The 24287-nt window shown below is 68.9% G+C and carries 21 protein-coding genes; 11 read left to right on the top strand and 10 right to left on the bottom strand.

Going from position 1 to position 24287, the window contains the following annotated elements; translation table 11 throughout:
- Positions 1-16 precede the first annotated feature (16 nt).
- Complete coding sequence (locus BW41_RS09705; protein WP_037533979.1) at positions 17-1093, bottom strand: DUF5694 domain-containing protein; 1077 nt, start codon at positions 1091-1093, stop codon at positions 17-19.
- Between the two features lie 499 nt (positions 1094-1592).
- Positions 1593-2363, bottom strand: coding sequence for a metallophosphoesterase family protein (locus BW41_RS09700; RefSeq protein WP_037533978.1), 771 nt, complete (start codon positions 2361-2363; stop codon positions 1593-1595).
- Positions 2364-2562: 199 nt separating this feature from the next.
- Here BW41_RS09700 and BW41_RS21550 point away from each other — a divergent pair, with 199 nt between their 5' ends.
- On the top strand, positions 2563-4482 hold the full coding sequence (locus tag BW41_RS21550) for a hypothetical protein (RefSeq protein ID WP_037533977.1): 1920 nt from the start codon (positions 2563-2565) through the stop codon (positions 4480-4482).
- Between the two features lie 209 nt (positions 4483-4691).
- Here the strand turns inward: BW41_RS21550 and BW41_RS09690 are convergent, their stop codons facing one another.
- The 4 genes from BW41_RS09690 to BW41_RS20090 form a co-directional block, all read right to left on the bottom strand.
- The gene (locus tag BW41_RS09690) at positions 4692-5636 is read right to left on the bottom strand and encodes a hypothetical protein (RefSeq protein WP_037533975.1); all 945 of its coding nucleotides are present in this window, start codon (positions 5634-5636) and stop codon (positions 4692-4694) included.
- Between the two features lie 654 nt (positions 5637-6290).
- Positions 6291-6656: a response regulator gene (locus BW41_RS09685; RefSeq protein WP_037533973.1), complete on the bottom strand. Its 366-nt coding sequence runs from the start codon at positions 6654-6656 to the stop codon at positions 6291-6293.
- A 130-nt stretch (positions 6657-6786) separates the two neighbouring features.
- Positions 6787-7287 carry a MucR family transcriptional regulator gene (locus BW41_RS09680; RefSeq protein WP_037533971.1) on the bottom strand — a complete coding sequence of 167 codons (501 nt, stop codon included), beginning with the start codon at positions 7285-7287 and terminating at the stop codon, positions 6787-6789.
- Between the two features lie 244 nt (positions 7288-7531).
- The gene (locus tag BW41_RS20090; protein WP_081793014.1) at positions 7532-8398 is read right to left on the bottom strand and encodes a GGDEF domain-containing protein; all 867 of its coding nucleotides are present in this window, start codon (positions 8396-8398) and stop codon (positions 7532-7534) included.
- A 669-nt stretch (positions 8399-9067) separates the two neighbouring features.
- Between BW41_RS20090 and BW41_RS09670 the strand changes: the two genes are divergently transcribed.
- From BW41_RS09670 to BW41_RS09655, 4 genes are all read left to right on the top strand, one after another.
- Complete coding sequence (locus BW41_RS09670) at positions 9068-9379, top strand: hypothetical protein (protein WP_051583402.1); 312 nt, start codon at positions 9068-9070, stop codon at positions 9377-9379.
- 10 nt (positions 9380-9389) lie between these two features.
- Complete coding sequence (locus BW41_RS09665; protein ID WP_051583401.1) at positions 9390-10151, top strand: hypothetical protein; 762 nt, start codon at positions 9390-9392, stop codon at positions 10149-10151.
- A gap of 10 nt (positions 10152-10161) precedes the next feature.
- Positions 10162-10518 carry a Rap1a/Tai family immunity protein gene (locus tag BW41_RS09660; RefSeq protein ID WP_037533970.1) on the top strand — a complete coding sequence of 119 codons (357 nt, stop codon included), beginning with the start codon at positions 10162-10164 and terminating at the stop codon, positions 10516-10518.
- A gap of 160 nt (positions 10519-10678) precedes the next feature.
- Positions 10679-11125, top strand: coding sequence for a DMT family transporter (locus BW41_RS09655; RefSeq protein ID WP_037533968.1), 447 nt, complete (start codon positions 10679-10681; stop codon positions 11123-11125).
- A gap of 542 nt (positions 11126-11667) precedes the next feature.
- On the opposite strand, the gene BW41_RS09650 is transcribed toward BW41_RS09655, so the two are convergent.
- Positions 11668-13671, bottom strand: a complete 2004-nt coding sequence (locus tag BW41_RS09650; RefSeq protein ID WP_037533966.1) for an alpha/beta hydrolase family protein — start codon at positions 13669-13671, stop codon at positions 11668-11670.
- A gap of 211 nt (positions 13672-13882) precedes the next feature.
- Between BW41_RS09650 and BW41_RS09645 the strand changes: the two genes are divergently transcribed.
- The 4 genes from BW41_RS09645 to BW41_RS09630 all read left to right on the top strand — a co-directional run bounded on the left by BW41_RS09645 (position 13883) and on the right by BW41_RS09630 (position 18848).
- Positions 13883-16045 (top strand): TonB-dependent receptor, encoded by a 2163-nt coding sequence (locus BW41_RS09645; RefSeq protein WP_051583400.1) that lies wholly within the window; start codon positions 13883-13885, stop codon positions 16043-16045.
- 311 nt (positions 16046-16356) lie between these two features.
- Positions 16357-18120, top strand: a complete 1764-nt coding sequence (locus tag BW41_RS09640; RefSeq protein ID WP_037533964.1) for an aspartyl protease family protein — start codon at positions 16357-16359, stop codon at positions 18118-18120.
- Between the two features lie 238 nt (positions 18121-18358).
- On the top strand, positions 18359-18634 hold the full coding sequence (locus tag BW41_RS09635) for a BrnT family toxin (protein WP_037533963.1): 276 nt from the start codon (positions 18359-18361) through the stop codon (positions 18632-18634).
- On the top strand, positions 18621-18848 hold the full coding sequence (locus BW41_RS09630) for a BrnA antitoxin family protein (protein WP_161773125.1): 228 nt from the start codon (positions 18621-18623) through the stop codon (positions 18846-18848). Before BW41_RS09635 ends, BW41_RS09630 begins: the two co-directional genes overlap by 14 nt.
- A 38-nt stretch (positions 18849-18886) precedes the next feature.
- On the opposite strand, the gene BW41_RS09625 is transcribed toward BW41_RS09630, so the two are convergent.
- Positions 18887-21964 (bottom strand): TonB-dependent receptor domain-containing protein, encoded by a 3078-nt coding sequence (locus BW41_RS09625; RefSeq protein WP_235199718.1) that lies wholly within the window; start codon positions 21962-21964, stop codon positions 18887-18889.
- A gap of 214 nt (positions 21965-22178) precedes the next feature.
- Here BW41_RS09625 and BW41_RS09620 point away from each other — a divergent pair, with 214 nt between their 5' ends.
- Both BW41_RS09620 and BW41_RS20515 read left to right on the top strand, forming a co-directional pair.
- Complete coding sequence (locus tag BW41_RS09620; protein ID WP_037533960.1) at positions 22179-22424, top strand: type II toxin-antitoxin system ParD family antitoxin; 246 nt, start codon at positions 22179-22181, stop codon at positions 22422-22424.
- Entirely contained in the window at positions 22415-22705 is a 291-nt protein-coding gene (locus tag BW41_RS20515) for a type II toxin-antitoxin system RelE/ParE family toxin (protein ID WP_152542244.1), read from the top strand. Before BW41_RS09620 ends, BW41_RS20515 begins: the two co-directional genes overlap by 10 nt.
- A 32-nt stretch (positions 22706-22737) precedes the next feature.
- Here BW41_RS20515 and BW41_RS09615 read toward each other — a convergent pair whose 3' ends face one another.
- Positions 22738-22929: a hypothetical protein gene (locus BW41_RS09615; RefSeq protein WP_037533958.1), complete on the bottom strand. Its 192-nt coding sequence runs from the start codon at positions 22927-22929 to the stop codon at positions 22738-22740.
- 631 nt (positions 22930-23560) lie between these two features.
- Positions 23561-24202, bottom strand: a complete 642-nt coding sequence (locus tag BW41_RS09610; RefSeq protein ID WP_037533957.1) for a helix-turn-helix domain-containing protein — start codon at positions 24200-24202, stop codon at positions 23561-23563.
- Between the last annotated feature and the right edge of the window lie 85 nt (positions 24203-24287).

Here is a 24287-nt window from a genome sequence, read left to right as displayed (position 1 = left end):
CGTCAGGATGGGCGGGCTAGCGCAGCACCGCTGCGGTGTCGGCCAGTGCGACGTCACGCATCTGATGGAGATAGGCCTCGTAATAGCCCTTGTGCGAGGCGCCGACGATCGCGACCAGCCGCGTCCCCGGCGCGCGGCCGAGCAGCTCCCGGATGTTCGCCACCATCCGCAGGTTGCGTGTCTCCCAGTAAGCGACGTAGCGGCGGCCATAGCCCTGCGCCGAAGGTTCGGTGAGCGCCGCGCCCCAGTCGCTGCGATAGGCCTGCGCGGCATAATCGGGCGCGTTGAACGCGCGATACAGATCGAGCAACCCGTCCGGCGCACCGATCCGCGCGATCAGCGCCGCGTCGGCGGCGGCGCGGGCCTTGCTGGCGGGATTGTCCCATGCCTTGGCGATCGCCGCGCCATAGGCCGCATCGTCCATCGGCGCGCCGACGAACGACTGGTCGTCGACGCTCCATACCCGTTCGAGCCCGGCGCGCGCGGCGAGCGGCGCGGCGATCAGCGCGGTCTCGTTGCGGTCGATGGCGCGCCGGCGCAGCTCGGCGACCGCGGCATCGGTGAGACTGTCGCCGGCGCGGCGTTCGGCCGGCGGCAGGCGCAGCCATTGCACCAGCGCCGATGCCGGCTCGCCCGCCGCGAGGAAGAGCATCGCCAGCCGCCGGCGCTGCGCGGGCGACGGCGTCGCCGGCCAGTCGGCGAGCTGCCGCTCGACCGCGGCGTTGGCGGCGACGACGTCGAGCCCGGTCGCGCGCCCGGCCGCGGCGGGATCGTAGCAATAGCCGTCGACCGCCTCGGCATGGAGGGGCTGCTGGCGGCGCATCGCGTCGCAGTACAGCCCGGAGATATTCTCGCTGGCGACCGCGGTTGGCCGCCACGCGGCGAGGCGGTCGACCAGCGGCGTGACCCTCTCCGGCTGAAAGCTCTTGGGCAGCGTCGACAGATGTGCCGAGCCGAGCACGAGCACGTCATTGGGCGCGCCGGCGGGTCGATCGGTGAGCATGTCGGGCCGGAACGTCGGCCGATAGTCCTGCGCCGGCGCGACCGTCGCTGCGCCGGCGAGCGTCATCGCTGCCGCCCATATCGCTCGCATCCTCATACGCCCCCCTGTCTGATACTGCCGGTGCCTTGCTGGTATAATACAGCAAATGCGTCAAGTCTGGACCGTCGACTGCCGGCTTCAGATGCTAGCGCGCCGGCAACGCCGATGAGGGTGCGTGCAGAGGCGCAGAGGACGCAGAGGGGGTCGTTCAGGGCGGACGTGGCCCTGTCACTCGGACGAGAGAGGAGATCACGCGAAGCCGCGAAGAGGGTGCGTGCGGTCGCACCTGCGGCCTTCGGCATCTTCTCTGCGTCCTCTGCGCCTCTGCGCGAACCTCTCTTCGCGGCTTCGCGTCTTCGCGTGAATCATCATCCACTCCCTTCGATCGAAGCTGCCGGAGGGGTGCACGCGGAGGCGCGGAGGGGGGCGATCGTCTGGCGTGGCCCGCTCATTCCCGGCCGGGAGGGGAGGGCTGCTGCCGCGGCAGGCGGGACATGCTCCGCGCCTCCGCGCCTCCGCGCCTCCGCGTGACCCCTCTTCGGCCTGCCGCCTAGCCGAACGGTTCGCTGGTCGTGCGCGGGCGGTCGTCATAGGCCTGGATCAGCCATTGCGCCTCGCCCTCGAGCCCGAGCGCGGTGAGGCAGCCGGTTTCGTGCGCGCCGGTGTCGATGCCGATGCGGTTGCCGCCGAGCTGCGGCCGGCCCGGCGTGAAGGTGTGGCCGTGGACGATCACCTTCTCGTGGCGGCGGCGGCTCGACAGGAAGGGTTCGCGAATCCACAGCAGATCGTCGGGGTCCTGCCGCGCCAGCCGCACGCGCGGGCGGATGCCGGCGTGGACGAACAGATAGTCGCCGCACGTCCAGGCATGCGGCAGCCGGTCGAGCCAGTCGACCACGCCGACGTCGAGCGCGGCGCGCAGCGCGTGCAGCACATGCGCGGTGTCGACCGGATCGGGGATCGCGACGCCCAGTCCCTCCAGCGTCTGCCGCCCGCCGAAGCGCAGCCAGAAGGCGAGCGCCTCCTCGTCGCCGCGATAGACGTCGACCAGCGCCGCCTCGTGATTACCCTTGAGCACCTTGACGTCGTCGTCGCCGGCGAGCGGCAGCGCGCGCAGCAGGGTCGCCGCGTCGCGACCGCGATCGATGAAGTCGCCGAGGAACACCAACGTCACCGCCGCAGGCCCGCGCGCGCTCGAATCATGGCGGATCGCGTTGAGCAGGCTGATCAGCAGATCCGCCTCGCCGTGGATGTCGCCGATCGCATAGACGCGCCGCCCGGGCGGCAGGCAGGGCGCGGCGACGGGGCGGCGGCGAAAGACCATCAAGCTCCATGGCGCGCACCCTGCGCGGAAGGGAGGGATCGGGAGCGTCGAACGCCGTGACGGGACCCCACGACCACGCGAAGCCCGCGGCCTCCAACCACCATCCGCCCCGGCCTTCAACCGATATTTAACCGCAACGGCCTAAATCACTTGAGAATTATTCTTGGGCTGAACAGTCATGCGTAGCTTTGGACTTTTGATGGCGGCCTCGAGCCTGCTGCTGCTCGGCGGCTGCGGTGGCGGCAGCGGCAGCACCGCCAGCGCCAGCGAAACCGCGGCGGGATCGTCGGGCGTCGTCGTCGTCCCCGCGGCGACGCCGACCCCCACGCCGACCGCGACGCCGACGCCGACGCCGACGCCGGCCGCGACACCGACACCGACCCCGACGCCCGCACCGACTCCTACCCCGACACCGACACCGGCCCCGACGCCGACACCGACCCCGACGGCGTCCAATCCCAATACGCTGGTGCTTGGCGCGGCGACCGCCTTCGGCCAGCAGACCTGGGATTTCTCGATCCTGCAGACCGCCAAGACGCTCGGCGTCGCCCAGGTGCGCGACGGCGTCGCCTGGACCGAGATCGAGAAGTCGCCCGGCGTCTATCAGTTCACCTCGCCCAAGGTGAGCTGGATCGACAATGTCATCGACGGCGGCTTCCCGGTGACCTTGCTGTTCGACAACACCAATTCGCTCTACGACAGCGGTTACACCCCCTATACCGACGCCGGCCGCGCCGCTTACGCCAAGATGATCGTCGCGACGCTCGACCATTTCCCGCGCGTCAAGGCGATCGAGGTCGGCAACGAATACAATGCGTTCAACTTCGTCACCGGGCCGGTGTTCAACGACGGCTATCCCGCCCGCCAGAAATATTACTATGACATGCTGAAAGCGGTCTACACCGCGGTCAAGGCGACGCATCCCGACGTCAAGGTGTTGGGCGGGGCGGCGCTGGCGATCCCGGTCGGTTACTTCAAGACGTTGTTCGCGCTCGGCGGGCTCAACTATATGGATGGGATCGTCGTCCATCCCTATACGACCAATCCCGAGCAGCTCGACAAGCAGCTCACCGTGCTGCGCAACGCGATGGGGAGCAGCGCCAAGCCGATCCACATGACCGAGTTCGCGCAGGAGCTCGACAGCATCCCCGACACCGCCGACTATCTGGTCAAGAGCGTCGCGGTGATGGCGTCGGCGGGCGTCGCCGAGGCGGACTGGTATGCGCTGCGCCAGCAGGGCAGCCCGAGCAACATCTGGTACAAGAATGTCGCGCTCGCCTCGTTCGCGTGCGCGGTGCTGCCGCCGGGGCAGGGCTATCAGGTGATGGCGACGCAGGTGCTCACCCAGGGCGCCGGCAAGCGCATCGCCACCGATCCGTTCGTCTACGCCTATCAGTTCGGCGACAAGGCGATGGTGATCTGGGGCGATCCGCGCAGCCTCACCGTCTCGGCCAATGCGAAATATTACAATTCGCAGGGCGTCGCGATCGCCAAGCCGGCGACGCTCGACCAGAATTCGCCGACGATCATCGTCAGCGATACGCCGCTCGTCTACGGCAGCAACGTCACGCTCGGGTCGACGCAGCTCGTCGCCGACAGCTACGACCAGTTCGACTTCACCAATTCGCTCGACGGATCGACCAAGTTCGAGGGGCCGTGGAGCTATTTCGCTTATGGCGTGCGCTCGCAGGCCTATACCCAGGCCTATACCCAGGGCGGCGGCGAGATCGCGAGTTCGGACTGGATGCCCTATATCGGCATCGACTGGCTGCGCCCGTTCAACATCAACGCCAATACGGTGAGCCCGGTCGACTATAACACCGGCGGGTCACCCGACGCCTATAAGGCGATCCTGCGCTACACCTCGCCCTATGACGGGACGTTCAACATCGTCGGCGCGTTCGACGTCAACGCCAATTCGGCGGACGGCATCGACGTCGGCGTCGTGGTCAACGCCAAGACGGTCTATACGACGATGTTCAAGGGCCATTCCGACCTCAGCCTGAAGGGGATCGCCCTCAAACAGGGCGATGTCGTCACCTTCGTGATCGGGCCCAACCAGAATGCGACCGGCACCGACACAACGCAATATCGGCTGAAGCTCTACCGCGCGTCCTGAGCGCGGCGGCAGCGATGCGGACGGGTCGCCGGCGGGAGCCGGCGGCCCGTTCGTGCCTGTGGGGCGGGACGTGGTGACCGAGCCGTGGCGACGGCGCTGCGGCGACCGGGCCGCAGCGACGCCACCGCCGGTGACCGGACCGGAATGTCAGGACGGCCGTAGCCGGCAGATCGCCGCCATCGCAGGATGCGTGATGCACCCCGCCCCGCTCAGCCCGCCGGCGTCGTGCGAGGCGGCGGGGCGGCGGGGGTGAGGATGTCGGCGAGCGTCTGGTCGATCGCGGCGGCACCGTCGTCGTCGCGGTCGCGGCGGGCGAGGGTGCGCAGGTCGCGGGCGAGTGCCTGCGCTTCGCGGGCGAAGAGCGCATGCGGATCGTGGTCGACGGTCACCGCGACCGGGTCGATCGCGCCGACCCGCGCCACCGCGCTCGCCAGATCGGCGGGCGCGGCGTCGGTCCGCCCAACGGGGGTGGCGGTCTGCGCGGACGCGATATCGGCGTGGATCGCGCCGCCCACCGCGGCGGCGGCGACGAGCACCGCCGGATCGGTCGCGCGCGTCGCCTCGATCTGCGCGGGGGCCGTGGCGGTCGCGGCGACGGCGGCGGTGTCGGTCGGCGCCGGCGTATCGTCGCTGCCGACCGGCGCGGGCGCGCTGCTCGGGATCATCGTGCCGCCCGCGTTGATATAATCGTGCACCGTCGCGGCGAGCTCGCGCGCGATCTGTTCGGCAGCCTCACCGCGCTTGGCGGGATCGCCGACGTGCAGCATCTCGACGAGGTGGAGCTGCGCCTTGAGATCGGCGATCTTCTGGGTGGCGTGGAGACGCGCTACCTCCGCCTCGCGCTTGGCGGTGCGCAACGCCTCGAGCGTCTCGGTCGCGGTGGCGGCGTGACGCGCCTCGCGCCGGGCTTCGGCGCGATGTTCGGCGGCACGATGCGCGGGATCGGGCTGATTGGGATCGAGCCGGTTGGGATCGGGATGCGGCACCGCCGGATGGGCGGCCTCCGCTGCCGGCTCGGGCCGCGCTATCGCCGACGGCGTGGCGGCCGCGGTGAGCGCGTCGGTCGCGGCGACGCTCGCGACGGGAGCAGCCGGCACGGGGCCGTAATGCTGCGGATCGGCGTAGACCGCCGGCGGGGCGCTGCCAATGTTCATGCCTCCATGATAGAAGGCCGGCAGCGCTCGCGGTCACGCGACGCGACAAAAAACCGTCGCGTCGGCGTGGTCGGGCGCGGCACGTCCCCGTGCCGCGACGCTTATCAGAAAACGGTGGCGATGATCCCGGCCCAGAGGGCGGCGGCGATCGGCAGCGCGATCAGGATGCCATGGGCGCCGAACGGATGACGGTCGGCCTCGGGGTAGTTGAAGATACGCATCAGAGCCTCTCCCAGCGTTTTCGCTATGAGTGGTTAACGTATCCATTTATGGTACCGGTTCAAGGGGTTTCGCGATCTTTTGTGTTTCGGGCATGCGTCACCCGTACCGCGTTGCAGCGACCGCAGCGCGAAATCACCGTTCCCTTGCGCACCGTGGCGGGCTTGTGCCGCCATCGGTGGATGCCGTGCCGGCATAGAAATCCAAGCACACCAACGCCTCACCCTGTCGTGCTTAACTATAACCAAACCCACGGTAATCCACCAGAGTTCGCGGGTCTGGCGGGTCCCGAAACGGGGCAGGTTGCATCCTCCGTCATGGCCGCTGCATCCGCCGCAATGGCGCGGCCGCCGCGCGCCCGCCGGCGCCGTACCGTCGGCACGGAGCGTCACCCGCCGGCATCCCGGTCGCGTCATTTTCCATGCCCCGGTATGGTTAACGTTGGCGATGCGGCGTGGCGTGATTCGCAAAGGCCTCGGCGATCGTCAGCCGCAGCCGGTCGTGCGACACCGGCTTGGCGATCACCCGCCCGCCGCTCGGGCAGCGATCGGGATGTGCGGTAAGATAGAGGACCGGCGCGGCGACGCCGTCGGCGGCGATCCGCGCGACCGCGGCGGTGCCGGTGCCGTGGCGTAGGCAGACGTCGGCGATGATCAGATCGGGGGCGCGACGCGCGGCGGCGCGCTCGGCCGCGGCCTGGCTTTCCGCCACCTCGATGCTGCCCGCGCCGGCCAAGGTCGCGGCATCGGCGACGAATTCGCCGAACAGATAGGAATCTTCGATGATCAGCACGTGCGGCATGGCGGCCTTTTCAGCGAGAGTACTGAAAACCCACCAAATAAAAGAACGTTCCACCCATGAAACGAGTGACCGCGAACCGGACGGATCATGGCCGGAGCCGCGCGCGGGGCGCGGCTCCGGGCCGGTCGGCTCAGGCGGTCGCGTCGGCCTTGGGCTTGCGGGCGGGCTTGGCCTCCCCCTTGGCGGCATTGGTCTGGCCGGGCTTGCGGCCGAGGCCGATCGTCTTGGCCATCGCGCTGCGGCTCTCGCTATAGGCGGGGGCGACCATCGGATAATCGGCCTTGAGCCCGTAGCGGGCGCGATATTCGTCCGGGGTCATGCCGTTGGTGGCGAGATGGCGGCGCAGCGTCTTGTAGGGCTTGCCGTCGATCATCGAGATGATGTGGTCGCGCGAGGCGAGCGACTTCCGCACCGATACCGCGGGCGTGTAATCCTGCGCCGGCGCGGCATCGTCGCCGCCCTTGGCACTGCCGGTCGACAGCGCGACGACGGTGTCGTGCATCCGCTGCAGGAACGCCGGCACATCGTCCGCGCTCACCCGGTTATTGGAGTTGCTCAGCCACGCCACAGTCAATTCGGTTGCGAGTTCCACCGGGCTGATGCTGGTGTCAAAGTCGTTCTGGTCGGCCATGTTGTGCTCCTTTGGCGTGACGATGACCGTGCAATAATCGCTAAGTTGACGCTGACAAGCCTGTTCTTCACTTGTCCAGATCAAGCAATGCCGCGCCGCAATGTCGTCGTGGTGCCAGCGTGGGACAACATGATGCAAAGCTTTGGCGGTAGCAGCTATCGAACAATCGTGGAACAGCCGGGCGATCGGCCGGGTCGCGACTAGCGCCGCGGGCGCGGTAATATTTGATGCAAGCGGCGGCGAATCAGGCGACGAAACGCCACTGGCCCTTGCCGTGGCGTTTGGCGGCGTACATCGCGCGGTCGGCGGCGGCGAGCGCGAAGGCGACGCCGGGTTCGTGGCTGAGCGCCGCGCCGAGGCTGCACGTCGCCGGCACGCGCGCGCCGGCGAGCGCGGTGGCGACGCGGTGGTGGATGTCGGCGACGCGCGCCTCGGCGCATCCGTCGTCCGCGGCGAGGCAGAAGGCGAGCTCGTCGCCCCCGATCCGCGCGGTCGCATCGCCGGGGCGCAGCGCGCCGCGCAACGCGCCGGCGGCGACGCAGAGGATCTCATCACCGGTGGCATGGCCGTGCACGTCGTTGATCCGCTTGAAATCGTCGAGGTCGATCAGGCCGTAGAGCAGGCCGCGCGCCTGGCGCGCGATCTGCCGGCTCTCGATCGCAAAGGCACGGCGGTTGCCAAGGCCGGTGAGCGGATCGATCCGCGCCTGATCGTGTGCGCGGTCGAAGGTGCGCCGGAACGCGCCGACCAGCAGGATGAGGAAGCCGACCCCGGCGATCCGCATCGCCGTATTCCAGATCGCGATCCCCGTCGGCACGTGCGACGCCTGCGCCGACAGGCCGTCGCCGAAGCCGTTGATCGCCAGCGTCGTCGCCACCGCCAGCACCCCCGAGACGAGCCCCCAGCCGCCGCCCAGGCACCAGGCGGTGAAGCAGAGCGGCACCAGATAGAGCGTGTTGAGCGAGACGAGCCGGCCGGTCGCCGCATCGAGCAGCACGACCACCGCCCAGGCCGCGGCGAGGCCCGGGACGGTCTGCCGCGCCGGCAGGCCGGCCGTCCATTCGAGCATCCGCTCGAGCGGCGAGCGCAGCGCAGGGGCGGGGGATGACATGCCCGCCCCCTAACCGTCATTGGTTAACGGATCGGACGCCACGTGCGGTCGCGGGGCGGGAAAAACGCCTCGCCGCGCGGGTTGGCGCAGGCGAGGCTACCCGGCCTTGGGGGGCACCGAGCGTCAGCGTTCCTGACGCTTATTCCTTAACGGAACGTAAAAATGGCGTCCGTACCGGCCTTTACCCGCATGCCCCAAAGCTGCGCGTTCGCCGGGCAGGTGCCTGGGTTCGCGCGGAGGCGCGGAGGCGCAGCGACGACGTGCTGGGGACGCGCCGCGGCTTTCCGGGCCTCCCGGAGGCGGCTGCGCCGCAAAGTGCACGCGAAGCCGCGGAGCCGCGGAGGAGCGGAGACCGTGTTTGGGGAGCGGCGTGGCTTTCCGGCGTATCGTGCAAGGCGGCTGCGCCGCAGGGTCGTGTGAGGCCGAATGGCAGGCGCGCGGGCGCATTCCCCCGGCTCCGCGTCCTCCGCGCCTCTGCGCGCGCCCTCATCCCCCGCGTCGGGCCATCGGTTCGGACATGCAACGATCCGCGGGTCGCCTCGTTATACCGTTGCGACAGCGCGCAAATCCGCGGCATGCCCGCCGCAGACTTGGCACGCTTCGCCGGATATCGATTGTCAGCGTCGTTAACGCTGCGCTGTCTGCCGCTTCCTTATCGGAGGGTAACTTATGCGTCTGAATATCGCCAAATCGTCTGCGGTCGTCCTGATCCTCGCCGGAGCGGGCACGCTCGGCGGCTGCGCGACCAAGGGGTTCGTCCGCGAACAGATCGCCACCGTCAACACGCGCATCGATGGCATGGACGGCCGCCTCCGCACCGTCGAGGGCACGTCGGGCCAGGCGCTCGCCCAGGCACAGGCTGCCGCGGGTCAGGCGCAGCAGAACGGCCAGCGCATCGACCAGCTCAACGGTCGCGTCGACGGGCTCGACCAGCAGGTGCAGCAGCAGGCGCAGCAGCGCGCGCGTCGTCCGCGCGGCTGATCGCTTGCGGATGCGGCGGGCGGCGGCCCCACGCGGCGACTGGCGCTGGCCGGCGCTCGCCGCGATCCTCGCGCTCGTCGCCCCGGTCGAGGCCGTGCCGGCCGCCCAGGCGCGCGCCGTCAAGGCCGGCGCCAGGGTAGCGGCCAAGGCCAAGGTCAAGGCGAAGTCCAAGGCCAAGCCGCAGACCGCGGCGACGCCGGCCTTCGTCCCGGTGCCGTCGCCCGCGGCGGCACAGGTGATCGCCTGGATCGCCGCGGCGCAGGACAATGCCGGCCTGCCCTATGCGGTGATCGACAAACAGCAGGCGGCGCTGTTCCTGTTCGACGCCGATGGCACGCCGCGCGGCGCGACGCCGGTGCTGCTCGGCATCGGCGTCGGCGACGAATCCTCGCCCGGCGTCGGCGCCAAGCGGCTCGAGGAGATCGGCCCCGCCGAGCGCACCACCCCGGCGGGACGGTTCGTCGCCAAATTCGGCCGCGCCTTCGGCAACCAGCGCGTGCTGTGGGTCGATTATGCCAATTCGGTCGCGCTGCATGCGGTGATCACCACCCACAAGAGCGAACATCGCGTCGCGCGGCTGCTGTCGCCGACCCCGGACGACAATCGCATCAGCTTCGGCTGCATCAACGTCGGCACGTCCTTCTATACCAAGACGCTGCGGCCGCGCTTCACCGGCAAGGGCGGCATCGTCTACATCCTGCCCGACACGCTGCCGCTCGATACCGTCTTCCCGCGGCTGCGGCTGCTGCCCTATCTCGGCGCGCCGGCATGAGGAGGATGCGATGCTGCTGCTGACGCTCGCGCTGCTCGCTGCGGCGGACCGCCCGGTGGTGGTGAGCGCGCTGACCACCGGCCAGCTCGCCGCGCAATGCCAGGGCAAGGACAAGGACCCGACCGCGAGCTTCTGCACCGGCTATATCCTCGGCGTGTTCGACACTTTGTCGGTGGCGCGGCAGATCTGCCCGTCGCCGGAGCGCGCGTCGAACATCGCGGTACTCGCCGCGGCGCGCAAATATCTACGCAAGCATGACGACAGCGATGCCGCCCCGTCCTTCGTGATCCGCGCCGGCCTGCGCGAGGCCTTCCCCTGTCCGGTCAAGACACCGCCGCGGACCAAGACCCGCAGGACGCGTAAATAGGTACGCTATAGTGTCGTTGTCAGGCTGGATCGCACGCTGATACTACAGCGATCGTGTCCTATTACCGCCGATTCTTTTATCGGGCGGGTGCAACATTTGCGATCGGCCTGGGGTTGGTGGGCGAGCGCGGACCTGCGCCGCAACCGATGGACATGATGCGATGAATGCAGCCTGGGCATTTCCCTTCATCTTCGTCGCCGGCATGTTGCAGGCGGCCGGCGCGGCGATGGGCGGCGAGCTCAACAAGTCGCTGCACAATCCGTGGCTGGCGACCTCGCTGTCGTTCCTGCTGGTGCTGTTCGTCACCGCGGCGCTGTTCGTCTGCATGCCCAAGCCGCTGCCGACGGTCGGCGATTTCGCGGCGATGCCCTGGTGGGCGCCGCTCGGCGGCATCGTCGGCGCGGTCGCGGTGTTCGCCGGCTTCACCTTCATCCAGACGCTCGGCGCCGGCCCGGTCAACGGCGTGACGATCACCGCCAACATCCTCGCCAGCCTGGCGATCGACCATTTCGGGCTGCTGCGCATGGAACAGCATGCGATGAACCCGATGCGCTTCGCCGGCGCGGTGCTGATGATTGCGGGGGTGGCGCTGATCTCGAAATTCTGACGCGCGCCGGGCGGCTCACGCGGAGACGATCGGTGCGCGCGGAGGTCGCAGAGCGGGGCGTGGGGGCGCGGCTTGCGTGACCGCATCCGGCGCCAGCCGCTGTCTCCTTCCGGGGGAAGCCACGCCCTTGCCCCACATGCAACGCCTCCGCGCCTCCGCGCCTCCGCGTGACCAAAATCCGGCCGCCGCTGATCGTCGGGAGGAGAGGGCTCACGCGGAGGCGCGGAGGGGGGACGGGCCGCCCTGCAACGGCTGGAGGGAGTGGAGCCCTGCGCTGACGCGCGCCCTTTTCGCGGCTTCGCGTGACCGTCATGCGACGCCAGCCGCCGCCCCGGGAGCCATATCCTCGCTGCGCCCTCCGCGCCTCTGCGCGAACCCCAAACGAAGGTCGAGAAAAAGCCCGTCCCGGCGGCGGGCCGGGACGGGCGCCAAGGCTGTATAGTCGATGTCTGAGAGGCCGAGGCCCATCGACTCATCCCGCTATCGTGAGACAAATGCGTCGCGTGTTCAACTCCGATCGTATGCGCCGCGTCGGCGTGCCGCTACAGGCCGAGTGAGGCGCGCAAGAAGGCGTCGGAGCGGCTGAGCAGCGTCGTCCGGGCCGCCGCATCGTCGAGCTGATGGTCGAGCCCCGGAAACTCGACGAGTTCCGCCTTGCGCCCCGCCGATTTCAGTCGCGCGGCCATCAGGCGCGATTCGGCGACGCCGACATTGCGGTCCTTGTCGCCGTGGAACAGCAGCACCGGCGCGGTGATCGCATCGGCGTGGCGCGCCGGCGAGCCGGCCTCGACATGCGGTCCCCTGCCGACGAAGGCGTCGACCATCGCATAGTCGGTATAGTTGCGGGATTCCTCACGCAGGCTGTCGAGATCGGTGACCGGGGCGATCGCGACAATCGCCTTGTACAGGCGGGCGTCGAGCACCGCCGACTGGAGCGCGGCATAGCCGCCGTAGGACCAGCCGACGATCGCCAGCTTGTCCGGCGCGGCAATCCCCTGGGATAACAGCCAGCGTCCGGCATCGTTGACGTCGCCGATCGCGGTCTGCCACGACTGGAAACCGTTCTTCTGGAACCAGGCCGAACCGTAGCCGGTCGAACCGCGGAAGTTCGGCTGGAGCACGGCAAAGCCGCGCGCGGCGTAGAATTGCGCCAGCCAGTCGAAGCCCCATTCGTCGCGGGATCCCGGGCCGCCGTGCGGCATGACGATCGCCGGCAGCCCCTTGCCGCTACTCCCCGCGGGCAGCGTCAGATAGCCGGGGATCATCGTCCCGTCGCCGGCGCGGAAGCGGATCGCCTGCACCTTGGCGAGCGTCATGCCGGTGAGCTGCGGTCGCACCGGCAGCACTTCCGCCATATGCTTGCTGGCGCGGTCGAGCACGTAATAGCGTCCCGGATCGGTGTCGCTGCCGGCGTGGAGCAGCAGCTTGCCCTCGTCGCCGCTCGCATCGACGAAGGTGATCAGCGGCTGGCCCGGCAGCGCCTTGTTGAGCGCGGCGGCAAGCGTGCGCAGCGCCGGATCGAAGAATTCCGCCTCGCGCCGCTCGGTCGCATAGGAGGCGCCCACCACGCGCCGCTGCCGGCCGATCCGGATCAGCCCGTCGACGTCGACATCGGGCCGCGCCAGCACCAGGTCACGCTTCAGCGTGCCGTCGAGCGCCACCTTGTAGAGCGCCTGCCGCCCGTCCTTGTCGGCAAAGCCGTAGGCGACGTTGAGATCGGCATCGACCGCATAAGGATTGAAGCCGGCGTCGCCCGTGCCGTCGAGCCGCAACAGGCCGAGCGGTTGCCAGTTGCGGTCCCCCGGCTTGCGGTAGGTGTAGCGGATCACCGACGTGTCATAGCCGAGGCTGGTCTTCGATCGCGTGCCGACGATCCGCACCACGCCGCGGCCGTCGCTGATATATTCGACCGCGCCGTCACGGCCCGGTTCGACCACGTGCCGCGCGAGGCTGATGGTGTCGATCCGCTCGACGCCCAGGCCGTCGGTGGTGTTGGCGAGATGCGTACCGGTCGACATCTCGGGGACGAACTTGCGCGTCATCAGCACCGAACCGGGGGCGCCGGCCGCGGTCCAGTCGATCACCGTGCCGCCGTCCTGCATCACGTCGAGCGCGCGATCGCTCGCCGCGGCGGTCAGCATCTTCATCTTGTCGCCGTCGCTGTTGATCGCGATCGTGCGGCTGAACCCCAGCGCGCCCCGGCCGCCTTCGATGCTGGCGCTGATCTGACAGATGATCCGCGTGTCCGCCGACCAATGACAGGTGTTGAGATGCTCGGGATTGCCCGAGGTGCGCAGGATCGTCTTGGGCGTCCCGCCGGTGGCGAGATCGGCGACCTGAAGCGCCTCGCCCGGACCCTCGATCGCGACAATCATCGCTATATGGGTGCCGTCCGGCGACAGGCTGGCCTGACGCAACGCCTCGCGTGCGCCGAAGGCCGCAGCCACCGGGGCGACCGGCCCGACCGGATCGGCCGTCGCCTGCACCGCCCCCGCCAGCACACCACCGATCGCGACGCCGACGCGCAGCGCAAAACGCCTGTCCATCCCTGTTCCCCCCGTGTGTCCGCCCAGTCTATCGGCGCGGCCCGATGCGGCAAGCGCCGTCGACGACGGCGGGCGCGCGTCCGATCCATGCCCCCGCATTTCCTAACATTCCGATGAATAATCCGTCATCCTGGCGGCTTCGGCTTGCCCGCGGCCGGCGCGGGGTGCAGGGCCGCGGGCGGGAGAGGTAACTTTATATCATGAGGTTTCGATGCGCCCGCTGATCCTGACGATGTTGCCGCTGCTGCTCCCCGCCGTCGCCCATGCCCAGACCGGGGCCACGACCGGCGCACCGGCCCAGACCAGCGCCGATCCCGCCACCGCGCCGGCACCGGCCGATCCCGCCCCGGCGAAGGACATCGTCGTCACCGGCCAGCGGCTCGACGCGGCGCGCGCGCATATCCAGCCGAGCCTCGGCGCGACCAGCTACGAGATGACCAGCGCGACGATCCAGGCGCTGCCCGGCGGCGAGAACCAGCAGTTCAACCAGGTGCTGCTCCAGCTGCCCGGCGTGGTGCAGGACGGCTTCGGCCAGTTCCACGTCCGCGACGATCACAACGGCCTGCAATATCGCATCAACGGCACCGTCCTGCCCGAAGGGCTGGCGGTGTTCGGCCAGACGCTGTCGCCGCGGCTCGTCGACCGGCTCGAGCTGCTCACCGGCGCGCTGCCCGCGCAATATGGCCTGCGCAGCGCCGGGATCATCGACATCACCACCAAGAGCGGGCTGTTCCACAACGGCGGCACCGTCTCGCTCTACGGCGGCAGCCACGACACGATCGAGCCGAGCTTCACCTATGGCGGCTCGACCGGGCGGACCAATTACTTCGTCTCGGGCGACTATCGCCATGACGCGCTCGGCATCGAGAGCGTCGACGGGCGCTCGAACCCGGTGCACGACGACACCGACCAATATCAGGGCTTCGCCTATGTCGATCACATCCTGAACGACAACAACCGCGTCTCGTTCGTCGGCGGCTATTCGAACCAGTGGTTCCAGATCCCCGATCCGGTCGGCGCGCAGCCCGACGGCAGCTGGTCGGTCGGCGGGCGCACCGCCTATCCGAGCGAGGCGCTGAACGAGCGCCAGCTCGAACGCACCGGCTTCGGCCAGCTCAGCCTGCTCCACGATGCCGAGCCGCTGACCATCCAGGCGTCGGTGTTCGCGCGCTATTCGTCGCTGCGCTACCGGCCCGACCTGCTCGGCGAATTGCTGTTCAACGGCCAGGCGCAGGCGGCGCTCAAGCAGGATTTCACGATCGGCGCGCAGGGCGACGCGGTCTATCATCTCGGCAGCGCGCATACGCTGCGCGGCGGCCTGCTGGTCAGCCGCGACCGCAGCACCAGCGCGACGCAGACCAGCGTCTTTCCGGTCGACGACAGCGGCGCGCAGGCGGGCGAGCCGATCGTCCTCGCCGATCGCGCCGCCAAGACCGCGGTGACGCTCAGCCTCTATCTGCAGGACGAATGGAAGCTCGCGCCGACGCTGACGCTCAATTACGGCGCGCGCTACGATCATTACGCCGGCTATCGCACCGAGCAGCAGCTTTCCCCACGCGCCAATCTGGTGTGGCAGCCGGACAGCCGCTTCACCGGCCATATCGGCTATGCGCGCTATTTCGTGCCGCCCCCGTTCGAGAATGTCGCGGTGACCAGCGTCGCCGCGCTCGCCGGCACCAGCGCCTATCCCGAGGTCACCACCGACACGACGCCGTTCGCCGAGCGCCAGCATTATTTCGACGCCGGCTTCCAGATCAGGGCGGACGCGCATCTCACCTGGGGCATCGACGCTTATTATCGCATCTCCAAGAACCTGATCGACGAGGGCCAGTTCGGCGCGCCGATCATCCTGACGCCGTTCAACTATGCGCAGGGGCGGATCGGCGGGATCGAGGCGAACGCCAGTTACGCGCGCGGCCCCTGGAGCCTCTACGCCAATTTCGCCGCGGCCAAGGCCAAGGGACGCGACATCGTCTCGAGCCAGTTCAGCTTCTCGGCCGACGATCTCGCCTATATCGCCGGTCATTACATCTATCTCGACCACGACCAGAGCTACACCGGCTCGGGCGGCCTGTCCTATGCGCTGCGCACGGGCGCGCTGGCGGGGAGCAAGATCGGCGGCAGCCTGCTCTACGGCTCGGGGCTGCGCACCGACGGCGCGGTGCCCAATGGCGCGAAACTGTCGCCCTATGCGCAGGTCAACCTCACCGCGAGCCACCATTTCGCCGCGCCCGACGTCGACGTGCGCTTCGACGTGATCAACGTCGCCGACCATAAATACGAGATCCGCGACGGCGGCGGCGTCGGCGTCGGCGCGCCGCAATACGGCCCGCGGCGGGGGTTCTTCGTCGGGGTGAGCAAGGCGTTCGGCTGAGGGGCGGTAGTCCCGCGTGAAGGCGGGACCGCCGTGGACGTCGGCGTCGATGCGCGATGTCACCGTGTTCCTGCGCAAGCAGGAACCCAGGGTCAAGCAGAGCAACGACCGACACTCTTTACGACCCTGGGCTCCTGCGTGCGCAGGAGCACTGGCGTGGTGTCGCAGGAGTCTTGTGAAAGCGGGAGCATGGGTGGCCGCGCTCATCCGCCCACTCCGGCCAGATCCCTGACGCCTTTGTCATTTGCGTTAACGCCCGCAGCGACAGCATCCTTCGTCCGCCCCCGCGCCCGGCGGGGAAGGAGACCCGCATGTCCGTCCGGCCCCCGTCGCTCGCCCGTGTCGTCGCCGCGCTGTTCGCGCTCGCCGCGCCGGGCACCGCCTGGGCGAAATGCGAGGTGGCGCAATTCGCCGAGCTCAAGGTGGCGATGGTCGGCGAGAAGCCGATGGTCGACGCGACCGTCAACGGCCAGCCGGTGCGCTTCGTCGCCGACAGCGGCGCCTTCTTCAGCAGCATCTCGCCCGGCTATGCCAGGCAATTGGCGCTGCCCTTGTCGATGCTGCCGCCGCAATTCGTGGTCCGCGGCATCGGCGGCAGCACGCAGGCCGATCTCGCACGGGTCAGGACGCTGACGCTCGCCGGCATTCCGCTGCACGACGTGCCGTTCATCGTCGGCGGCAGCGAGGTCGGGCCGGGGGCGGGGCTGCTCGGCCAGAACGTGCTCGGCCTCGGCGATGTCGAATATGACCTGGCGCATGGCGCGATCCGGCTGCTCCACCCCAAGGGCTGCGCGCACGAGGATTTCGCCTATTGGGCGGCGGGGCGGCCGGTGTCGATCCTGACCATCCTGCCGCGCGACGCGCACCAGCCGCACACCATCGCCACCGTGCTGCTCAACGGCGCCAAGATCCGCGCGATGTTCGACACCGGCGCGAGCACCACCATGTTGTCGCTGGCCGCGGCGGCGCGCGCCGGCGTGACGCCGGACAGCCCCGGCGTCATCCCCGCCGGCTACAGCCGCGGCATCGGCCGCCATATCGTCAAGACCTGGCTGGCGCCGTTCGATGCCTTCGCGATCGGCGGCGAACAGATCAACCACAGCAAGCTGCGCATCGGCGATCTCGGCATGGACGACGTCGATATGCTGATCGGCGCCGATTTCTTCCTGTCGCACCGCGTCTACGTCGCCAATGGCGAGCATCGCCTGTTCTTCACCTATGACGGCGGACCGGTGTTCAACGTCAATCCGGCGCATGCGGTCGATGCCAGCGGCGCGGCGCTGGCGGTGCCGGTGGCGACGCCCGCTGCCAAGGACGATGCCGGGCTGGCGCAGCGCGCGATGGTGTTCGCCGCGCGCCATCAATATGCGCAGGCCGACGCCGACCTCAGCGCGGCGATCCAGCTCGCACCGCAGCAGGGCCATTATTATTACCAGCGCGCGACGGTGCGGCTGATGGAGCATCAGACCGGCGCGGCGCATGACGATCTCGACCGCGCGCTGGCGCTCGCCCCCGACGATGCCGAGGCGCATGTGCTGCGCGCGCGGATGCGGCTGGCGGCGCACGACCGCCCCGCCGCGAGCGACGATATCGCGGCGGCGGATCGCGCCGCGCCGGCAGCGTCCGACCTGCGTCTGACGCTCGGCGCGCTCTATGGCGACATCGACCAGTTCGACCGCGCGATCGCGCAGTTCGACGGCTGGATCCGCATCCATCCCGACGACAGCCGCAAGCCGGTCGCGCAGAACGACCGCGCCTGGGTGCGCGCGCTCGCCGGGCGCGACCTGCCCGCCGCTTTGTCCGACGCCGACAGCGCGATCCACCAGCGTCGCGACAATGCCCGCTTCCTCGACACGCGCGGGCTGATCCGGCTGCGGATGGGCGACTATGACAAGGCGGTGGCCGATTATACCGCCAGCATCGCGCTCAGCCCGCGCGACGCCTGGTCGCTCTACGGCCGCGGCCTCGCCGAACGCCACCTCGGCCAGACCGCCGCGGCCGACGCCGATATCGCCGCGGCGCTGCGCATCGCCCCCCATCTCGACGAACGCTTCCGCGGCCTCGCGATCAGCTGAGCGCGCGGGCGGATGGGGTCACGCGGAGGCGCGGAGGGGCGGAGGGGATACGTATCCGCCCCGGCTCTGCTTCCCTCTTGCAGATGACCGGGCCCCGCCAGCCTCACGCACTTTCTCCGCGCCTCCGCGCCTCCGCGTGAACCATCGTCTCCCGGGGACGGCGGGGGGCGACCTCGCATCCCCGCGCGTCATTGTCGCATCGCGTTGGGCGGATAGCTTTTCTGTCTACGTACAGTCGATGCAGGTTGAGTTCGATCCGGCGAAAGACGTCCGCAACATCGCCCGTCACGGCGTATCCTGGCACAGTGCCGCCCAGTTCGACTGGAGCAGCGCGCTCGAACGCGAAGACGACCGCTATGATTACGGTCACCGCCGCTTCGTCGCGCTCGGCCTGATCGCCGAGCGCGTGCATGTGCTGGTGTTCACCCCTGGCTCGCACGACGGCGCGGTGCGGGTGATCAGCCTGCGGCGGGCGGAACCGCATGAAGCGAGATTCTATCTTGGCCAGATTTGACCCGGCGATCCACGACGACAATCCGCCGATGGACCTCGCCTTCATGATCGCGATGGCGCCGTCGCACCGGCGCGGCCTGCCGCATGCGCCGACGGTCGAGGTGCGGCTGCGCCTCGACATGCGGACGGTCGATCATCTGCGCCGCGCCGGACCCGGCTGGCAACTCCGCCTCGATGCGCTGCTCGCCCGGCTGATCGCGGCCGGGGAGATTTGAAAGATGCCCCCCGGCCATGACCGGGGGGACGGATATCATCAGAAGTTGATCGTCGTCCCGATCGCGATGTTGCGGCCGAGCGAATCGTAGCGCTGCGGGATGGTGTTGCTGCGTGCCAGCGAGATATTGTACGAATCCGGCACGATCGGCGCGCTCTTGTCGAGCAGGTTGTTGGCGATCAGGCGCAGCGAGAACTGCTTCGCGATGGCGAAATTGAGCGCCAGGTCGAAATAGCTCTGCGGTGCGACGCGATAGTAATTGGTCAGCGCGCGGTCCGCGGTGCCGCCGATCGCCGCATCGCCCGAATTGTTGGCGTTGGTCAGCGAGCCGACATAGCGCCAGTTGAACGAGGCGCTGAAGCCCTTGTTGGCGGTGGTGTAGGTGGTGCGCAGGCCGTGGCTCCACTTGGGGATCAGCTGGCCGCAGCCGTTGCCGTAATAACCCGCGCAGTTGCGCTGCGGCTGCAGCGGCGAATCCTGGCCGCCGGCAAAGGTGGTCAGCGAGCCGTTGAAGCCGAAGTCGAGCCGGCCGATCGCATCGAGATCGAGCGCATATTGCGCCTGGAAGTCATAGCCGCGCGCGATCGACGTGTAATAATTGGTCGTGCCCTGGCGGATGAAGCCGGTGGTGGCATCGGTGCCGCTGGCGAACAGCGTGCCGTTGGCGTTGCGGACGATGCCCTGGCAGAAGAACTGGTCGCCGCCCGAGCGCAGGCAGCCGTCGGTGTAATAGCTATAGTCGTTATAGCCGAGCGAGTTGTCGATCTTGATCCGGTAGCGGTCGACCGAGAACACCAGACCCTTGACGAAGCGCGGCTTGACCACCAGCCCATAGGTCTGGGTGTAGGCGGTCTCCGGATCGGCGGTGAAGCCGCCCGAGCGCACCGAACAGGCGTTGGTGCCGTTGGGCGTGGTGTTGTTGCTGCACAGCAGGGTGGTGCTGCCGTAGAGCGCGTCGGACAGGCCGGTGGCGCGGCACACCTCGCGCGAGGCGATCGGCGCGCCATAGGTCACGCCGGTCGCGGTGGTGGTGACGGTCGGCGCGCAGAAATCGTTGAACGTGCCCGAACCGCCCGCGGCGAACTCGATGTTGCTCGCCTGGCGAATCTCGACCACCGTCGGCGCGCGCTGCGCCTTGTTGAACGAGGCGCGGAAGGTCAGGTCGCGCACCGGCGCATAGACGCCCTCGATCTTCCAGGTGTTGAAGGTGCTCGGATTGCTGCTGTACTTCGACACGCGATAGCCGCCGTTGAGCTGGACCAGCTCGGCGAACGGCTTGTGCTCGATGAGCGGCGCCTGCACCTCGATATTGGCTTCCCAGACGTCCTGGCTGAGATAGCTGTCGGTGCCGCCGAGCGCGCTGCGATAGGCGCTGTCGGCGCGCGACGACAGGGTGTCCTTGCGATATTCGGTGCCGAGCGCGATCGCGACGCCCTGTTCGGCGAACGGCGAGGTGATGCCGTATTTGCCGAGGTCGCCGGTCATGTTCGCCTGCACGTCGTACAGCGTGCCGGTGGTCACCGCGGTGCCGGTGCCGAACAGATAGTTGATCAGCGCGGGATCGGTGTTGCCGGCGCTGAAGATGTCGAACGGCACGCAGCCCGCCGCGCCGCTCGCGCAGCTCGCCGAGGCGGCGGTGCCGGTGACGTCGACGGCATTCTGCAGGCGGCCGGGGATGGCGAAGCTCGGGATGTAATCCTGATGGTTGCGCGCATAGACGCCGCCCACGTCATAGGTCCAGGCATCGCCGACCTTGCCGCGGACACCGCCGGTCAGGCGGACGCCGGTGTTGACATAGGTATCGGGCCGGTCGTTCATCTCGCCGAGGCGATAGGCGAGCGTGACGGGCACGCTGGTCGTGCCGGCGCCGCAGCCGATCGCGGTCGCCTGCGTCCCCGACAGATAGGGGTTGGCACAGCTGACGTTGACGGTGCCGGAGGCGATCGTCGGATAATTGTTGTACGACTTGTCGCGGAACCAGATCCCCGAGGCATAGAGCTCGGCTTCGGGCGCAAGGTCGAGGCTGGCGAAGCCGCCCGCGTTCACCCGCTCGGAGGGGCGCTGATAGGCATAGCCGCTGAAATAGTTGGAGGCGTTGCCGGCACCCGCCGCGAAGGGCACGAAATTGCGCGACCCGTCGGGATTGTTGACGAACTGCGCGCCCTTGTTGACGCCCGACTGCGGCGTGATCAGGCCGCTGGTCGAGCTGCTCGGGGTGAGGCCGCACGACAGCGGGCCGTTGAGCTGCAGCTGGGTGATGTAGCAGCCCGCGTTGGAGCGCGAGGTGAGGGCGACTTCGTCGGTCTTGCGATAGTTGACGAAGCCGCTGAGGTGCAGCTTGCCGTCGAACAGCTTGGTGCCCGCGGTCAGCGTCAGGTCGGCGCGGCCGCCGTCGTTGGTCAGGCCGCGCGGGCTGGTGAAGCCGGCGGCGCGCGCCAGCGGCGAGACGATCGTGTCCTTGTTGTTGTGATTGTAGAAATTGTAATTGGCGTCGAGCTGGACGCCCTCGAAATCCTTCTTGAGGACGAAGTTGACGACGCCGGCGACCGCGTCCGAGCCATAGACCGACGAGGCACCGCCGGTCAGCACGTCGACGCGCTCGAGCAGCGAGGGCGGGATGATGCCGACGTCCTGGCCGTTCTGCGTGCCGAGGCGCTTGCCGTCGATCAGCACCAGCGTCCGCTCGAAGCCGAGGCTGCGCAGCTTGATGCGCTGGCGGCCGTCCGAATCGTTATAGGTCTGCTGGCTGTCGGGCGCGACCTGCGGCAGGCGGTTGAGCACGTCCTCGACGTTGACCGGCGCCTGGGCGCGGATGTCCTGCGCGGTGACCGAGGTGATCGGCGCGGCCGAGGTGACATTGGGGCGGTTGATGCGCGTGCCGGTGACGACGATCTCGCCCGAGGCGGGGGCGTCGCCGGTCTGGCCGGCGATCGCCGCGGCGCGCGTGTCGGAGGCGACCGCGGCATCGGCGGCGGGCTGCGGATCGGTCTGCGCCGCGGCGGCGACGTTCGCATTGGGGGCGGGCGTGTCGAGCGGCGGCGTCTGCTGGGCGGCGGCGGGCAGCGCCCACACCCCCATCGCGGCGAGCAATGCGATACGCGAAACCGACTGAACCAAGACGCCTCTCCCTCTGACCCGGCGTCGCGCGCCGGCTGTCCCTGCCGGCCTCCGTCAAATCGGAAACCAAATCAGGCCCTTACCAGACCTGAATAATACCAATTTCAAACTAAAGTAAATACACCTTGATCAACGCGCGAAAGGGTGGGTGACGGCTGACGGCCGATACCGTCGTGCTATGATGGACGGGCAGGGAGGGCGTGCGGAGGTAGACATGACGACCATCAGCAAGACCATCATCCTGACCGAGCAGCACAATGCATGGCTTGCGGCGCAGATCGAAGCCGGCAGCTACACCGACGACAGCGATGCGATCCGGGATATGATCCGGCGCGAACAGGACCGCCGTGGTGAGATCGATGCCCTTCGCCATGCCCTGATCGAGGGCGAGCAGAGCGGCGCACCGCAAACCTGGGACTTTGCCGCGTTCAAGCAGCGTAAGATCGAGCAATATGGCTGAATTGCCGTTCGCGCCGCGCACTGCGTGATCCGGATGATATATTCGACTATAGCACGACACGCTGGGGTCTGGATCAGGCGGTACGCTATATCGATCTCATCGCAGGCGTCTGCGGTGCCTTGGCTGAGGCGCCCCATCATGCACAAAGCTGTCCCGATATCCGGCCAGGCTACCGACGCCGGACAGTCGAGCAGCATATGATCCATTTTCGCGCAACGGACGATGGCATCGTCGTCGTTCGGATCCTGCACCAGCGCATGAAGGCGAGCCGTTACCTGTAAGGGCCGGCTGGCCAGCGATCACGGACTGGACGTCACGGGCAACCGTTGCGGCGGATGCGGTCGGCTTCCTCGGCGCGGTCGCGGGCGTGGTGCCATGGCTCGGGCGGCGCGGCGGGCAGGGCGGGCGGCGGGGTCGGGATGCCCTCGCGCGCGCCGGCGAGGCGCATCGACCATCGGCGCAATCGCGTGCCGACGCCGGCCAGCCGGTCGCGCGCTGTCGTCATTCTTGCCCCCTTCGCCGGCGCGGATGATCGGCCGGTCTTCATGTCCCCGTGCGGTCGCGCCGGAGATCGGCGGGCTGCCGCCACGATCGCCATCGTGGCGTCGCACGCGGATCGGGACGCGATGGCGGCCCCTAAGCCGTTCCTGTTACATGCCTCTGACAGGGTCGATGACAAGCGCGTCATCTCTGTATCACCGCGAGACAGAGAGGCGCAGAGGCATGGCCCGCGTTTCCGCCCGCCACCGGCTGGATATACGGAGGGCGCGCTCCGGCGATCGCCTGACCTGCGGCGTCAGCCGCTGTCCCGCTCCCGACGAAGCCACTCTGCTTCCCGGTACGCACCCTCTCCGCGCCTCCGCGCCTCCGCGTGAGCCACGGCCCGGCTGCCTGTCGCTCGACGTCGATGAGCCACGCGAAGACGCGAAGAGAAAGGGTTCACGCGGAGGCGCGGAGGCGCGGAGAGGGTGTTCGGGAGGAAGTGGTCTGCCCGGCCAGGACCGGAGGGAGGCGGGAAGTGCGCTGGCGCGCGAGCGTCGTCGCGGCTTTGCGTGAATTTCGGGCGGTGTCAGCCGCTCCCACGCCCCGGAATGCCACGCCGTCGCGCCAGCCCGCCGCGCGATCCATCGGCGGCGCTAGGGGAGCGGGGCGAGCGCGGCGGTCAGCAGGCGTTCGATCGTGGCGAGGCCGGCGTGGCCGAGCTGGATCAGCTCCGATCCGTCGCGCGGCGCGACGAAGCCGCGCTGGACGAGGACGCGCAGCCAGCGCTCGACCGAGCCGGGGGTCAGCGTCGTCGCCGCGGCGATATCGGCGAGCGTCGCCGGCCGCCCCTCCGCCTCGGCGAGATAGAGCGCGAGCAGGATCAATCCGGGATAGTCGCCGAACAGGTCGCGGCCCCATGCCTCCATCCGCAGCGCATAGAGATGGCGCAGCCGCAGCGCCGCCTGCCACAGCCGCTGCGGCGTCGCGCCGGCGTCCTCCACCCAGGACAGGGTCGAGACGAGCAGCCCTGCCGCGTCGAACCGCGAGACGAGCAGGTCGACCGCGACGATCCCGCCGTCGGGTCGCCAATAATGTTTGCGCAGCTGCGTCGGCGCCGCCTTGTCGACCAAGGTGTCGAGCATCGCCGCGCTCTTGTCGAGATCGTCGGTGACGGTGATCGAGCGGTAGGAGGCGCCGATCAGCGCGGCATGCGGGCGTTGCAGCAACCGGCAGAAGCCGCTGTCCGCGCCGAGGATGATGCCGGTGGTGGTCGAGACGCAATGCGCAACCGGCATTCCGGCTCCTCGGACGGACCGGCGCGGCCCCGTGCTGCGCCGTATGAAAGGATATCCGTTAATCCGAATGGCTTGCCCAAGTCGA

Origin of the sequence: Sphingomonas sp. RIT328 (genome assembly GCF_000632225.1) — a bacterium.
Taxonomy (GTDB): Bacteria; Pseudomonadota; Alphaproteobacteria; order Sphingomonadales; family Sphingomonadaceae; genus Sphingomonas; species Sphingomonas kyungheensis.
Note: the sequence above shows the minus strand (reverse complement) of the source record. Positions and strands in the feature narration are given on the sequence as shown.